Here is a 14,379-nt window from a genome sequence, read left to right as displayed (position 1 = left end):
GCGTCGCCGACGGTCCGCTGCTCGTTCGCTCCGTCGACTCACGCTCGCTCCATCGCAGGGCGGTGGCAGGGTCGTCCACCGCGGGTCGGGTTCCGCGAACCCAGCGTAGGCATCGCCGCCGAATTCGTAAAGAACCATTACACACTATCGGCGCCCGGCGGGTCACCTACGCTGAGGGGATGTCCGACGACCGTCCCCTCACCGCTGCCGACCCCGTGACGACCGAGACGATCGGAGCGCTCGGCGAGCAGGCCGTGCTGGCACGGATCCTGCCGCGCCTGCACCCCGGCGGATCGGCGCTGCTCGGCGCCGGCGACGACGCCGCGGTGGTCGCCGCACCCGACGGCCGCTTCGTCGTCACCTGCGACATGATGGTCCACGGCCCCGATTTCCGCCTCGCCTGGTCGACGCCCTTCGAGCTCGGCTGGAAGGCGGCCGCGACGAACCTCACCGACGTCGCCGCGATGGGCGCCCGCCCGACGGCGCTCGTCGTCGCGATCGCTGCGCCGCCGACGCTCGACGTCGGGGTGCTCGAGGGCATCGCCGACGGGCTGCGCGAGGGGCTCGCGGCGCTCGCGCCGGGAGCCGGGGTCGTCGGCGGCGACCTCTCGGCCTCGTCCGTGCTGACGATCACGGTCACCGCCTTCGGCGACCTCGAGGGCCGGACGGCGGTGACTCGGTCGGGCGCGCGGGTCGGCGACGTCCTCGCGCACGCCGGCGCCCGCGGCGACGCGGCGCAGGGCCTCCGCCTCCTCTTCGCCGAGGGGGTGGATGCCTCGGGCGAACCCGATCCCGAACGCGCCGCCGCGCTGCGCGCGAGGCATCCGAGCCTCATCGCCGCTCAGCTCGCACCCGAACCCCCCGTCTCGGCCGGGGTCGCCGCGGCCGAGGCGGGCGCGACCGCCATGCTCGACGTCTCCGACGGGCTGGCGCGCGACGCGCGGCGGCTGGCCGAGGCGAGCGCGGTCGGCCTCGACTTCGACGGCGCTGCGCTCGGCGCCGAGGTGCGCCTCGCCCTCGCCGGCGCCGAAGACCACGGCCTGCTCGCGACCTTCCCGGCGGGAACGTCGCTTCCCGTGCCGTTCGAGGCGATCGGCCGCGTCGTCGACGCCCCCGGCGAGCTACGGGTCGACGGCCGGTCGATCACCGCCGACGGGTGGGATCCCTACTCGGGCTGGGACGGCCGCGCCGGCTGATCGGCCGCGGCCCACCAGAGCGTCGTCTCGCCGTAGTCGCGTCGCCGCTCGGGTGCGAGGCCTGCGGGCCACGCGGGCTCGGGCGAGCGGCTGCTGCGCTCGACCATGACGACCGCGTCGTCGGACAGGAGCGGGGCGAGGAGCTCGAGATCGTGCGCGAGCGCGGTCTCGGTGAGATCGTAGGGCGGGTCGATGAACACGAGGTCGAACGGCCCCGCCGCCCCCTCGAGGTAGGCGGCGACCGCGCGCGCCACGACGCGCACGCGCACCGGGTGTCGCCCGCCGTCGGCGCGGCTCACGGCGTCGGCGTTGCGGCGGCAGATCTCGGAGGCGGGCTTCGCGCGTTCGACGAGGACGACCTCGGCGGCGCCCCGGCTCGCGGCCTCGAGGCCGAGCGCGCCGGAGCCGGCGTAGAGATCGAGCACGCGTGCGCCGTGGATGGCGTCCCTGGCCTCGAGCGCGGAGAAGATCGCCTCGCGCACGCGGTCGCTCGTTGGGCGGGTGCCGGAACGCGGAACCTGGAGGCTGAGTGAGCCGGCGAATCCGGCGATGATGCGGGTCATGCTCCCGGCAGCATATCGACGCCCGCTCGGCGCTGCCATGATGGAGGGGTGCCTGCCCCCATTGATGAAGAGACCGGCTCGACCGACCGCGCGCCCGCCGAACCGTCGCGACACCGGGTCGGAGAGCAGCAGCTGCTCGATCGCCTCTGGGACTTCGCTGATCCCGAGGCCAGCGCCGAGCGGTTCCGCGGGCTCGCGGACGACGAGTCGGAGACCGCGCACACCCGGGCCGTCGTGCAGACCCAGCTCGCCCGCGCCCTCGGCCTCCTCGGGCGGGGCGACGAGGCGCTCGCCGTGCTCGACCGGGTCGCGGCCCTGCCCGTCGCCGTCGACGAGCCCGCCGCCTTCGCCGCCGAACTGCGCGCCCGGGTCGCGATCGAGCGCGGCCGGCTCGCCGCGACCGACGGCCGGCCCGCCGATGCGGTCCCCGAACTGACGCGCGGGGTGCGCGAGGCCGCGATCGCCGGCTCGACCTTCCTCGTGCTCGACGCCCTGCACATGCTCGCGCTCAACGACGTCGGCCACGAGGAGGAATGGGCGACCGAGGGCTTCGACGTGCTCGACGGCACCCGCGACCCGCGGCTACGCCGCTGGGGCGTCGCGCTCCACAACAACCTCGGCTGGACCCTGCACGACTCGGGCCGGCTCACCGGTGCGCTGATGCAGTTCGAGGAGGCGGCACGGGCGGCCGAGGCGTACGGCACCGCCCAGCAGCGGCACGTGGCGAAGTGGTCGGTCGCGCGGTGCCTTCGCAGCCTCGGCCGCAACGACGAGGCCCTCGAGCTCCAGCGCGCCCTCGCGGCCGAGCGTCCCGACGACCCCTACGTGCAGGCCGAGCTCGCGGCGCTGACGGAGGCGCCGCCTACGATCGAGGCATGACCGCACGACCAGCGGACGCCCCGGAGGAGGCGACCCCCGGCAGCTACACGCTCGACTCCAAGCTGGCGGGAGCCCTCGGCGGGCGCACCGCCCAGGCGATCGAGCGGGCGTTCGGCTACGTCACGGTCGGCGAGCTCCTCGCGCACTACCCGCGGCGATACGCCTTGCGGGGCGAGCTCACGGCGCTCGCGTCGCTCCCGCTCGACGAGAACGTCACGATCGTCGCCGAGGTGATCGAGGTGCGCGTCCGCGAGATGCGCCAGCGCCGGGGCTCGATCGTCGAGGCGAAGATCACCGACGGCACGGGCGTGCTGACCCTCACCTTCTTCAACCAGCGGTGGCGCGAGAACGACCTCCGTCCCGGCCGCCGGGGCATCTTCGCCGGCAAGGTCGGCGACTACCGGGGCAATCGCCAGCTCGCGCATCCCGACTACGAGCTCTTCGACGACGAGGTCCCCGCCGAGGTCGGCGACGCCGCCGCGAAGCGCTGGGCCGAGGCGCCGATCGCGATCTACCCCGCCACCTCCACGCTCGCGAGCTGGCAGCTGGCGAAGTCGATCGCGCTGCTGCTCGACGGCCTCGGCCGGGTCGACGATCCGATGCCCGGCTCGGTGCGCGAGGCGCGCGGGCTCCTCCCGCACCGGCAAGCGCTCGAGCGGGTGCACCGCCCCGAGCGCGAGTCCGACTGGAAGGCGGCCCGACGCACCCTCCGCTTCACCGAGGCGTTCGTGCTGCAGTCGGCGCTGCTCGAACGCCGCGCCGCCCTGCGGGCGCGCCACGCCCTCGCCCGCCGCCCGGCGCCCGGCGGGCTCCTCGAGCGATTCGACGCCGCACTGCCGTTCGCCCTCACCGGCGACCAGGACCAGGTCGGCGCCGAGATCGCCCACGACCTCGGCGAGCCCGTGCCGATGAACCGCCTCGTCCAGGGCGAGGTCGGCTCGGGCAAGACGGTCGTCGCGCTGCGGGCGATGCTCGCGGTCGCCGACTCGGGCGGCCAGTCGGCACTGCTCGCCCCGACCGAGGTGCTCGCCGCCCAGCACCTCCGCTCGATCGTGAAGATGCTCGGCCCCGAGCTCTCGGCCGAGCTGATCCCCACGCTCCTCACCGGCCAGCTGCCGGCCGCCGAACGCAAGAAGGCGCTGCTGCGCGCCGCGGCCGGGCAGTCGCGGCTCGTCGTCGGCACCCACGCGCTCCTCGGCGACACGGTCACCTTCGCCGACCTCGGCCTCGTCGTCGTCGACGAGCAGCACCGCTTCGGCGTCGAGCAGCGCGAGGCGCTGCGGCTGAAGGGCGCCGAGCCCCCGCACGTGCTCGTGCTCACGGCCACCCCGATCCCGCGCACCGTCGCGATGACCGTGTTCGGCGACCTCGACGTCTCGACGATCGCCGAGCTCCCGGCCGGCCGCGCCGGCATCGAGTCGCAGGTGGTGCCGCTCGCGATCCGACCGGCTTGGCGGCCGCGCGTCTGGGAGCGCCTCGCCGAGGAGATCGCCCTCGGACGCCAGGGCTTCGTCGTGTGCCCGGCGATCGAGACGCGGGTCGCCGAGGACGACGGCGCCGAGCCGGCGCCGGGCGAGACGGAGGGCGCCGGCCCCGTGGCGTCCGTCGCCTCCGTGCTCGCCGAGCTGGGCGAGCACCCCCGCTTCGCCGAGCTCCGCGTCGCGCCGCTGCACGGGCGCATGAGCGCCGACGAGAAAGACCGCACGATGCGCGCCTTCGCCGCCGGCGAGCTCGACGTGCTCGTCTCGACGACGGTCATCGAGGTGGGCGTCGACGTGCCGAACGCGAGCGTCATGGTCGTCTTCGACGCCGACCGCTTCGGCGTCTCCCAGTTGCACCAGCTCCGCGGGCGGGTCGGCCGGGGCGCCGTGCCCGGGCTGTGCCTCCTGGTCACGGGCGCACCGCCGAACTCGCTCGCCCTGCAGCGGGTCGAGGCCGTCGCCGCCACGCTCGACGGCTTCGAGCTGGCCCGCGTCGACCTCGAGCTCCGCCAGGAGGGCGACGTGCTCGGCGCGACGCAGTCGGGCGGGCGATCCTCGCTGAAGCTGCTGCGCGTGGTGCGCGACGGCGAGGTCATCGCCGACGCCCGCGCCGAGGCCGAGGCGATCCTCGAGGTCGACCCGACCCTCGCCGGCCACCCCGCGCTGGCCGCCGCCGTCCGCCGACGCCTCGACGACGAGGCGAGCGGGTACCTGAGCAAGGGCTGAGACTCTCCACCGGGCGCCGCCGAGGCCCCTGCTGGCGCTACGCTGGTGCGTATGCAGCGGATCGCCGTCGTCCCAGGATCGTTCGACCCCGTCACGCGCGGCCACCTCGACGTGATCTCGCGGGCCGCGGGCCTCTACGACGAGCTGCACGTCGTCGTCGTGCACAACCCCGACAAGTCGGCGCTCCTGCCGATCGCCCAGCGAGTCTCGCTCATCGAGCAGTCGATCGCCGACGCCGGCATCGAGGGCCGCATCGTCGTCGCCGCCTGGAGCATGGGCCTCCTCGTCGACTACTGCACCGACGTCGGGGCGAGCGTGCTCGTCAAGGGCGTCCGCTCGCAGCTCGACGTCGCGTACGAGACGCCGATGGCGATCGTGAACCGGCATCTCGCCGGCGTCGAGACGGTCTTCCTCCTGCCCGATCCGGCGAACGCCCACGTGTCGAGCTCCCTCGTCCGGCAGGTCGCCTCGCTCGGCGGCGACGTCGCACCCTACGTGCCCGCCGTGGTCGCCGACTACCTCGCGGTGGCGATGACGCCATGAGCAGCGAGGTCGCGGTGACGGGCGGGTCGGGTTCGGCGGCGCGCGCCGCGACCATGGGCATCGACGAGGTCGGGTCGCTCGCCGCGGCCATCGTGGCGAACGTCGAGACGGTGATCGCCGGCAAGCGCGACGCGGTCACCGCGGCGCTCACCGTGCTCCTCGCCGAGGGCCACCTCCTCATCGAGGACGTGCCGGGCGTCGGCAAGACGATGCTCGCGAAGGCGCTCGCGCGCTCGGTCGACGCGAGCGTCAACCGAATCCAGTTCACCCCAGACCTGCTGCCGAGCGACGTGACCGGCGTGTCGGTCTTCGACCAGGCGAGCCGGCGCTTCGAGTTCAAGCGCGGCCCGGTCTTCGCGAACCTCGTCATCGGCGACGAGATCAACCGGGCGAGCCCGAAGACCCAGTCGGCCCTGCTCGAGTGCATGGAGGAGCGCCAGGTCACGGCCGACGGCACCACCTACCGCCTCGATCCGCCGTTCACGGTCGTCGCGACCCAGAACCCCGTCGAGATGGAGGGCACCTATCCGCTGCCCGAGGCCCAGCGCGACCGCTTCATGGCGCGCATCTCGATGGGCTACCCCGCGCCGGCCGACGAGCTCGCGATGCTCACGACGCGCGAGACCTCGAGCCCGTTCGACGTGCTCGACGCGGTCGTCTCGCTCGGCGAGCTCCGCGCGATGATCGCCGCCGTGCACCAGGTGTTCACCTCGCAGCCCGTGCAGGAGTACGCGGTCGAGCTCGCCCGCGCCACCCGCGAGGACCGCCAGCTCCGGCTCGGCGCGAGCCCGCGCGCGACGCTCCAGCTCGTGCGCGCGGCGAAGGCGCACGCGGCGATGCACGGCCGCGACTTCGTGCTGCCCGACGACATCGACGCGCTCGCCGTTCCGGTGCTCGCGCACCGGCTCGTTCCGACGAGCCGTGCGCTCGGGGCGCACGATCGCGACGCCGGTCCGCTCATCGACGCCATCGTCCGACGCATCGTGGGGGAGACGCCGGTTCCGGTCGGCAGCGCACGAAGGAACTGAGATGAGGCGCCCCCGTCCACTTCGCGTCGCGGCCTGGCCGCGACTCACCCGGCGTGGCGGCGCACTGCTGGTGGTCGGGGCGGTGCTCCTCGCCGCCTCGCTCTGGTTCGACCTGCGCGACATCATGCTGCTCGCCTTCGTCGGCATCGCGATGCCCGGGGTCGCCGCGCTCTTCGTCACGCTGCGGGTGCCGCGGCTCGGCGTGACCCGCAGGTTCTCGCCGCCGGTCGTCGCCGCAGGCACCTCGACGGCCGTCGCTATCGCGGTGCGCAACCGCTCGCGGCGCACGCTCGACGGCGCGCACTGGCGCGACCGGGTGCCGGAGGGGCTCGACGCGCCGGCCGAGGCGGTGCTGCCGGCCCTCGGCCCGTACGAGGGCGTGCTGCCGTCGGGCGACGACACCGTGCACCTCGAGTACCGCCTGCGGCTGCCCCGCCGCGGCGTCTACGGCATCGGCCCCATGCGGATCGGGGTCGCCGACCCGTTCGGGCTCGCCCGCATCGACCGCGACGCAGGACCCCGCCACGAGGTGGTGGTGACGCCCCGGGTGACCCCCCTCGAGCGGGCCCTCGGCTCCGCCGCGAGCGTCGACGGCGTGCTGCACGGGCTGCAGCGGCGCTCCCACCCGAACTCCGACGAGCTCATCGCCCGCGAGTACCGCTACGGCGACCCGCTGCGCCGGGTGAACTGGCCGGCGACGGCCCGGCGCGGCGAGCTCATGGTGCGCGAGGAGGAGCAGCGCGGCGACCCCGAGGTCCGGATCCTCCTCGACACCACGCTCTCCGGGCAGTTCGCCGCAGGCGGCCAGCGGCCCGAGTGGGCCGACCGCGTCCACCTCGGATTCGAGCTCGGCGTCGAGGTTGCTGCGTCGATCGGCATGCACCTGCTCGAGCGCGGGTTCCGCGTCCGCTGCGATCCGCTCGGCGATCCGGGTCGCGGCGGCGTCGGCGAGGGCGTGCCGGGCGCCTACCGGATGCCCGGCGGCGATCACCTGCTGCTCGAGGACCTCGCCCGCCTCGACACCCCGGGCCGCGGCGAGCGGGCCGAGGGCTCTGCCGCGCGCGGCAGCCGGATCGCCGAGGGCGTCGGTCGCGGCGAGGTGCGCGCACGCGAGGCGAGGATGCCGGGCTTCGCGGTGCTCGTCGACCCCGACGAACAGGATGCCGCGACGCTCGTCTCGCTTCGGACCGGATTCGAGCCCGCCGTCGCCTTCGTCGGCGAGGGCGTCTCACCGCGCGTCGTCGACGCGCTGGAGCAGGCCGACTGGCGCGTCGTGCGCGTGCGGCGGGCCGCCACGATCGGCGACGCCTGGGCGGGCGCCGCCCAGCACGACCGGTCGAGCGGGGCGGGAGCGGCGGATTCCGCACGCGCGAGCGCGGCGGGCGTCGCCGGCCGCGCCCCGACCCGTCCGGCGGCAGGGGGGCGCGATGCGTCCTGACGCCCTGCCGCTCACCCGCGGTCAACGACTCGCCCTCACCGCGGCGAGCTTCCTGCTGCTCGCGGTCTCGACGATGGCGCTCGGGCCGCTCATCTCGGGCAGCGGGTGGTGGTGGCTCTGCGCCTTCGTCGCGGCCGGCACGCTGTTCGGCGGCGCCGGTCTCCGTGCGGTCCGGGTTCCCGCCTCGCTGGTGCCCGTGCTCGAGCTCGTGGTGCTCCTGCTGCTCCTCACGCTGCTGTTCGGCGGGTCGACGAGCTTCGCGCTCGTCGTGCCGACGCAGGACACCTTCGTCCACTTCGGCGAGCTGTTCGACGGCGCCCAGCGCACGATCCAGCAGCAGTCCGTGCCGGCGATCCCGGTGCCGGCGCTCAACTTCGTCCTCGCCCTCGGCGTCGGGGTGCTCGCGATCTGCATGGACGTGCTCGTCCAGACGGTCCGCATGCCCGCGCTCGCCGCGGCCCCGGCGCTCGTGCCGATCCTCATCCCCGGGTTCATCATCGAGGCCGGCGCCGAGGTGCCGACGCTCGTCTTCTCGGCAGCTTCGTACCTGCTGCTCCTGCGCATCGACGTGCGCGCGCGTCGGCGCGCGCTGCTCGCCGCCGCGGAGCGGGACGACGAGACGGGCGGCACCACCGTCATCCCGCCCGCGCGGGTGCCGATCGTCTCGAGCCTCGGCGCGACGCTCGGCCTCACCGCGGTGGGCATCCTCACGGCCGCGGTGCTCACCGCCTCGACCCCGAGCATCTCCACGAGCCTGCTGCTCGGTTCGGGCGCGCCGTCGACGAGCTTCGCCCGCGGCGTGAGCCCGTTCATCGACCTCGGACGGGACCTGCGCCGGCCCGAGCCGCGGCCGGCGTTCCACTACTTCGCGCGGGACAACGACCGCCCGTACTTCACGGTGCTGACGCTCGACCAGTTCGAGGGCCAGGCCTGGGGTGTCACGGAGCGGCCGGTCGACGCCGACAACACCGTCGACGCCATGCCGCGGCCCGACGGCCTCGACGACGACGTCGCCGCCACGGAGCATCCGATCGACATCATCGTCGACGAGGTGCGCACGACCTGGCTGCCGCTGCCGTACCCGACCCGGCAGGTCGAGGGGCTCAGCGGTTCGTGGTTCTGGGACGACGGCCCGCTGACGGTGCGCAGCGTCGATGCCGACACCGGCGGGCAGCGCTATCGCGCGACGTGGCTCGAGGTCGACCCGAGCCCGTCCCAGCTGCGGGCGGCGGGCGGGCAGGCCGGCGAGGAGTTCGATGCGTTCCTCGAATTGCCCGACGACGCGCCGCCCATCATCGCCGAGACCGCGGCGACCGTCGCACGGGGTTCGGCGTCGCAGTACGACGCGGCGGTCGCGATCCAGTCGTTCCTGCGCTCCTCCGCCTTCGAGTACTCGACGGAGGCGCCGGTCGAGGCCGGCTACGACGGCGGCGGCTTCGACGTGATCGCCCAGTTCCTCGAGGAGCGCTCGGGCTACTGCGTGCACTTCGCCTCGACCATGGCGGTGCTCGCCCGCGAGATCGGCATCCCGTCGCGCATCTCGGTGGGCTACACGCAGGGCACGGCGACGCAGGAGAGGGTCGGCGGCGTGCAGCGCGTCGAGGTCGATTCGCACGACCTGCACGCGTGGCCCGAGCTCTACTTCGAGGGCGTCGGCTGGGTTCCCTTCGAGCCCACGCCGGGCCGGGGCACGGTGCCCGACTACTCCCGGCCGGGGGCGGGTGACGCCGAGGCGGCACCGCCGCTCGCCACGGGCACCGCGAGCGCGCCGCCGAGCGGGAGGCCCGAGCTCGACCCCGATCGCAACCTCACGGGCAGCAGCGGCACGGCGTCCGCCGCCGACTCGTGGTGGTTCCGCGGCGGCATCGCCCTGCTCCTCGTCGCGGGCCTCCTCCTGGCCCCGGCCGCCCTGCGCGCCGGGCAGCGCGCCTCCCGACGTCGGCGAATCGCACGCGGCGACGGGCCGGCGGATGCCGCGTGGGACGAGTTCGTCGCGACGGCGCGCGATCTCGGGCTCCGTCTCGAGCCGACCTCGACCCCGCGCGCGATCGCCGGGCGGCTCGGCGAACGGGAGGGCTTCGCCGGAGCGACGGGCGACGAGGCTCGGGCGGCGCTCACGACGCTCCGCGACGCGGTCGAACGCGAACGCTACGGACCGGTGGCGGCGCGATCCGGCGCCGGCGCACCACGCCCGGAGGGACGGGGCGGGGGCGCTGCCGAGGCATCCGACCCGCTGATGCGGGCGCTCGGGGTCGCCTGCGCCGCGCTCGCGGAGGGGGAGTCGCTGCCCGTCAGATGGCGTGCGACCCTCGTGCCGCGCTCGCTGATCGACCGGGCACGGCCGACGTTCGGCGAACGCCCACCTGTCGACGCGTAGAATCGTCGATCGTGGCCATCAAGCATTCCGTGTTCGACCTCAGCGTGCGCGATCTCGTGAACCGTCCGGGCGAGATGCGCGAGGAGCGCTTCAGCGCGCCCGCGCCCGAGCAACTCGGCGAAGGTCTCGTCGCCGTGAAGGAGGGTGCGGCGATCGATCTCGACGTCCGGCTCGAATCCGTGCACGAGGGCATCCTCGTCACCGCCGAGGTCGACGCGACCGCCGACGGCGAGTGCGGGCGCTGCCTCATCGAACTCGCCGTGCCCGTCCAAGTCGAGTTCCAAGAACTCTTCGGGTATCATGGCGGGGAAGCCATCGAGTATGAGGTTCAAGACGACCACGTGGATCTTGAACCACTCATCCGAGATGCGGTAGTGCTGGCACTGCCGTTCCAGCCGGTGTGCCGACCGGATTGCCCAGGTCTCGACCCCGAGACCGGTGTCCGACTGGCCGATCATCCGGAACTCGTCACCCCTGAGCACAGCGATCCTCGCTGGGCCGCGCTTGCGGGGTTCCAGGCTTCCGAAGACAACGGTCCGGATTCCATGTCCGGCGCCGACCAGCAGAGAGAAGAGAGATAGTCATGGCTGTTCCCAAGCGGAAGAAGTCACGCGCCAACACCCACGCGCGCCGTTCGCAGTGGAAGGCCGAGGTCCCCACGCTCGTCAAGACCGTCGAGAACGGCAAGGTCACCTACAGCCTTCCGCACCGCGCGAAGGTCGTCGAGGACTCGGCGGGCACCCCGCTCTTCCTCGAGTACAAGGGCCGCAAGGTCGCCGACGTCTAGTCGGCCCGAGACGCACCGACGACCGGTCGTGACGCGAACGGAACGCATGGGAGGCGAGCGCACCGCGCTCGAAGATCGTACGCTCGACGAGCTGCAGCAGACGCTGCAGGTCGACATCGATCCCGACCTGCTTCTGCTCGCGCTCACGCACCGGTCGTTCGCGTACGAGAACGGCGGCATCCCGACGAACGAGCGCCTCGAGTTCCTCGGCGACTCGATCCTCGGGCAGGCCGTCACGGTCAGGCTCTTCACGGATCACCCCGACCTCGATGAGGGCGAGCTCGCGAAGCGGCGCGCCAGCCTCGTGTCGAGTGTCGCCCTCGCCGAGGTCGGCCGCACCATCGGTGTGGGCTCCTACATCCGGCTCGGCCGCGGCGAGACGATGACCGGCGGCGCCGACAAGCCGTCGATCCTCGCCGACACCGTCGAGGCGATCATCGGCGCGGTCTACCTCGACGCCGGCGGCGACGCCGCGACCGAGCTGGTGCTGCGCCTCATCACCCCGCTCATGCAGGACCCCGAGCGCTTCGGCGCCGCGATGGACCCGAAGACGAGCCTGCAGGAGATCGCGGCCCGCCGCGGTGCCCCCGCGCCGTCGTACTCGGTCGCCGAATCCGGCCCCGACCACAACAAGCACTTCGTCGCGACCGTCACGGTCGGCGAACTCGTGCAGGCGTCGGGCGAGGGCTCGAGCAAGAAGCAGGCAGAGATGGCCGCCGCACTCGAGGCCTGGACCCGGATCAACGGCGCAGCCTGAGGGACTCCTCGGTCGATCGGGAGCCCCCGAAAGGGGGCGGTGAGTCGGCGCAGGACAGTTGGTCCGCCTCAGTAGGCTGATGCGAACTTTGCCTTTCTGAACGGAGCCGTCGTGTCCCGAATTCTCAACGCCGCAGCGATGACGGCGTCGGTCGCCCTCGTCGTCAGCATGTTCACCGCGAGCCCCGCGCTCGCTGCGACTGGCGATGAGCCGGCGACGGGCGGAGCGATCACCGGCACGGTGCGCGGTGTGCTCGGCGAGGCGTTCGGCGACGGGTGCGTCACGGTGTCGTCGGACGTGGACGGTGACGGCGTCTGGTCCGCGGTCGGGCTTCAGGTCGAGACCGCACCCGACGGCTCGTATGTCGTGGAAGGCCTCGCGGCGGGGACGTACGCCGTCTCGGCCGAGGCATGCGACGGCGACCCGTCGTACGAAACGACCTGGTACCACTCGGGCGCCGTCCCGCCGACGACGGCTGAGGAGGGGCTGATCTCCATCGTCGAGTCGGGCTCGGCGTCGGCCGTCGACCTGCAGATGATCCCCGCGGCGATCCAGAACCTCACCGTGCCGACCGTGTCGGACCTGCCGTCGGTCGGTGTCGAATCGACCGCCGATCCCGGCACCTGGAGCGTCGATGGGCTGGCCTTCGAGGTCAAGTGGTTCGCCGATGGCGCGGAGATCGCCGGGGCGACCGGCGCGAAGTTCGTGCCGACGGCCGCGCAGCTGGGTGCCGAACTCTCGGTGACCGTCCGCGCGGAACGTCCGGGCTTCGATCCGGCCACGGCTGCGTCGGCGTCGACCGGTCCGGTCCTCCCCGGAACGCAGACGGAGTTCTCGGCAGTGATCTCCGGCGTCGCGAAGGTCGGCGAGACCCTGACGACCACGCTCCCCAATGGCGAGGGGGTCACGGTGCAGTGGAACCGCGACGGTGCGCCGGTACCTGGGGCGGTCTCGACCTCGTTCGTTCTCAGCGCGGACGACCTCGGCGCGGCGATGACGGTCACCGTGAGTCAGGTGCTCGAGGGGTATGAGCCGCTGGTCGTCACGAGCGCGCCGACGGCGCCCGTCGAGCTCGGGAGCCAGTCGTCGTTCACACCACTGGTCACCGGCACGGTCGCGGTCGGCAAGACACTCTCGGTCTCCGTTCCGGCCGGTCCGTCGTACTCGTACCAGTGGATACGGAACGGCGCAGCGATCTCGGGTGCGACGTCGAACAGCTACACGGCCGTTGCCGCCGACCTCGGCCTGCAGCTCAAAGTGCGGGTGATCGCCAGCGTCTCGGGCTTCGCCGATCGCACCGCGGAGTCCGCGTCGACCGTCAAGGTCGCGGCCGGCACCATCGCCGCGTTCACGCCGGCGGTCAAGGGTGTTGCGGTCGTGGGCTCCACTCTGAGCGTGTCGGTGCCGACCGGGAACTCGTACGCCTACCAGTGGCTGCGCAACGGGGCGAAGATCGCGGCAGCGACCGGATCGACGTACAAACTCGTCAGCGCTGACGCAGGCACCGGCATCTCCGTCACCGTCACCGCCTCTCGCCCCGGGTACGGTTCCCTGACGAAGACGGCGCCGCCGACCGCGACGGTACTGCGTGCGCTGACCGCGTCGCCGACGCCCACCATCTCTGGCACTCGTAAGGTCGGGCAGACGCTGACGGCGGTGCCCGGCAGCTGGTCGCCTGCTCCAGTGACGTTGCGCTACCAGTGGTATCGATCGGGCGCGGCCATCACCGGTGCGACGTCGTCGAGCTACCGGACCGCCGCCGCGGACCTCGGAAAGTCGATCTCGGTCGTCGTGAACGGTTCGAAGTCGGGGTATGCGTCGGTCGTACGCAAGTCGGGAGGGACGGCGGGGATCGCCGCAGGCACGATCTCCGTGCCGACGCCGACCGTCTCCGGCACGGTTCGGGTCGGGTACACGCTTGCCGCGAGTGCGGCGGTGTCGCCGAGCGGTTCGACCCTCGCGTATCAATGGTACCGATCCGGAACCGCGATCACCGGGGCAACGGCGGCGACGTACAGACTCACGACGAGTGACTACGGGAAGACGATCTCCGTCCGAATCACGGCCTCACGCCTCGCGTACACGACGACGGCGAAGGCCAGTGTCGCGACGTCCGCGGTGGGTCCGGGGGCGATGACGGGTCCGACTCCCAGCGTCACGGGAACGGCGCGGCTCGGGTACACGCTGAAGGCAGCGGCTGGTACCTGGCCGAGCGGAACGACCCTGAAGTACCAGTGGCGCGCGAACGGCGTGGCCATCTCGGGGGCGACCGGTTCGTCCTACTTCCTCAACTCCGGTTCGCTCGGAGGAAAGCGGATCACTGTCAGCGTGACCGGGAGCAGGTACGCGTTCTCCCCGCTCACGCGGACGTCGAGTGCCACCGCTGCGGTCGTCGTGCCCGGATCCACGATCCCGGTCGTGGACTGGACGTGTCCGTCGTGGGCGCCGATCAAGGGCAACCAGAGTTCGATGATCTATCACATGCCCGGTCAGCGCTACTACAACGCGACGAACCCTGAGATGTGCTTCTCAACGGAGCGCGCCGCGGTGAGTGCGGGGTACCGCAAGGCGAAGGTCTGACGCCGGCGCGGCAGCACGGTCACC

General features: G+C 73.1%; 12 protein-coding genes. 11 read left to right on the top strand and 1 reads right to left on the bottom strand.

Features of this window, described 5'->3' with window-relative positions:
• Positions 1-179 precede the first annotated feature (179 nt).
• A complete protein-coding gene (gene thiL, locus ACFVTR_RS12420; protein WP_387037664.1) occupies positions 180-1,196 on the top strand; it encodes a thiamine-phosphate kinase in 1,017 nt (338 codons plus the stop codon).
• Here thiL and rsmD read toward each other — a convergent pair.
• Positions 1,166-1,759 (bottom strand): 16S rRNA (guanine(966)-N(2))-methyltransferase RsmD, encoded by a 594-nt coding sequence (gene rsmD, locus ACFVTR_RS12415; protein WP_387037662.1) that lies wholly within the window; start codon positions 1,757-1,759, stop codon positions 1,166-1,168. The two genes, thiL and rsmD, sit on opposite strands and share 31 nt — an antisense overlap.
• A gap of 48 nt (positions 1,760-1,807) precedes the next feature.
• On the opposite strand from rsmD, the gene ACFVTR_RS12410 reads away from it, so the two are divergent.
• The 10 genes from ACFVTR_RS12410 to ACFVTR_RS12365 all read left to right on the top strand — a co-directional run bounded on the left by ACFVTR_RS12410 (position 1,808) and on the right by ACFVTR_RS12365 (position 14,355).
• Positions 1,808-2,638 (top strand): hypothetical protein, encoded by an 831-nt coding sequence (locus tag ACFVTR_RS12410; RefSeq protein WP_387037661.1) that lies wholly within the window; start codon positions 1,808-1,810, stop codon positions 2,636-2,638.
• A complete protein-coding gene (locus ACFVTR_RS12405; protein ID WP_387037659.1) occupies positions 2,635-4,845 on the top strand; it encodes an ATP-dependent DNA helicase RecG in 2,211 nt (736 codons plus the stop codon). The genes ACFVTR_RS12410 and ACFVTR_RS12405 overlap by 4 nt, the downstream gene beginning before the upstream one ends.
• Before the next feature lie 51 nt (positions 4,846-4,896).
• Positions 4,897-5,388, top strand: coding sequence for a pantetheine-phosphate adenylyltransferase (coaD, locus tag ACFVTR_RS12400; protein ID WP_157423978.1), 492 nt, complete (start codon positions 4,897-4,899; stop codon positions 5,386-5,388).
• Positions 5,385-6,416, top strand: a complete 1,032-nt coding sequence (locus ACFVTR_RS12395; RefSeq protein ID WP_387037657.1) for an AAA family ATPase — start codon at positions 5,385-5,387, stop codon at positions 6,414-6,416. Before coaD ends, ACFVTR_RS12395 begins: the two co-directional genes overlap by 4 nt.
• Position 6,417: 1 nt before the next feature.
• Entirely contained in the window at positions 6,418-7,854 is a 1,437-nt protein-coding gene (locus ACFVTR_RS12390) for a DUF58 domain-containing protein (protein WP_387037655.1), read from the top strand.
• Positions 7,844-10,231, top strand: a complete 2,388-nt coding sequence (locus ACFVTR_RS12385) for a DUF3488 and DUF4129 domain-containing transglutaminase family protein (RefSeq protein ID WP_387037654.1) — start codon at positions 7,844-7,846, stop codon at positions 10,229-10,231. The genes ACFVTR_RS12390 and ACFVTR_RS12385 overlap by 11 nt, the downstream gene beginning before the upstream one ends.
• A gap of 11 nt (positions 10,232-10,242) precedes the next feature.
• A complete protein-coding gene (locus ACFVTR_RS12380) occupies positions 10,243-10,812 on the top strand; it encodes a YceD family protein (RefSeq protein WP_387037652.1) in 570 nt (189 codons plus the stop codon).
• 2 nt (positions 10,813-10,814) lie between these two features.
• Complete coding sequence (rpmF, locus tag ACFVTR_RS12375) at positions 10,815-11,018, top strand: 50S ribosomal protein L32 (protein ID WP_022887809.1); 204 nt, start codon at positions 10,815-10,817, stop codon at positions 11,016-11,018.
• Between the two features lie 46 nt (positions 11,019-11,064).
• Entirely contained in the window at positions 11,065-11,775 is a 711-nt protein-coding gene (gene rnc, locus ACFVTR_RS12370) for a ribonuclease III (RefSeq protein WP_387037768.1), read from the top strand.
• 111 nt (positions 11,776-11,886) lie between these two features.
• Complete coding sequence (locus ACFVTR_RS12365) at positions 11,887-14,355, top strand: hypothetical protein (protein WP_387037650.1); 2,469 nt, start codon at positions 11,887-11,889, stop codon at positions 14,353-14,355.
• The last annotated feature ends 24 nt before the right edge of the window (positions 14,356-14,379 follow it).

Origin of the sequence: Agromyces sp. NPDC058126, assembly GCF_042884595.1 — a bacterium.
GTDB lineage: Bacteria > Actinomycetota > Actinomycetes > Actinomycetales > Microbacteriaceae > Agromyces.
Note: the sequence above shows the minus strand (reverse complement) of the source record. Positions and strands in the feature narration are given on the sequence as shown.

Bases quoted from the DNA above. Each gene is read 5' to 3' on its own strand.
- ACFVTR_RS12395 (WP_387037657.1), top strand. From the start codon at position 5,385: ATGAGCAGCGAGGTCGCGGTGACGGGCGGGTCGGGTTCGGCGGCGCGC.
- coaD (WP_157423978.1), top strand. From the start codon at position 4,897: ATGCAGCGGATCGCCGTCGTCCCAGGATCGTTCGACCCCGTCACGCGC.
- ACFVTR_RS12405 (WP_387037659.1), top strand. From the start codon at position 2,635: ATGACCGCACGACCAGCGGACGCCCCGGAGGAGGCGACCCCCGGCAGC.
- ACFVTR_RS12385 (WP_387037654.1), top strand. From the start codon at position 7,844: ATGCGTCCTGACGCCCTGCCGCTCACCCGCGGTCAACGACTCGCCCTC.
- rsmD (WP_387037662.1), bottom strand. From the start codon at position 1,759: ATGACCCGCATCATCGCCGGATTCGCCGGCTCACTCAGCCTCCAGGTT.
- thiL (WP_387037664.1), top strand. From the start codon at position 180: ATGTCCGACGACCGTCCCCTCACCGCTGCCGACCCCGTGACGACCGAG.
- ACFVTR_RS12390 (WP_387037655.1), top strand. From the start codon at position 6,418: ATGAGGCGCCCCCGTCCACTTCGCGTCGCGGCCTGGCCGCGACTCACC.
- rpmF (WP_022887809.1), top strand. From the start codon at position 10,815: ATGGCTGTTCCCAAGCGGAAGAAGTCACGCGCCAACACCCACGCGCGC.
- rnc (WP_387037768.1), top strand. From the start codon at position 11,065: ATGGGAGGCGAGCGCACCGCGCTCGAAGATCGTACGCTCGACGAGCTG.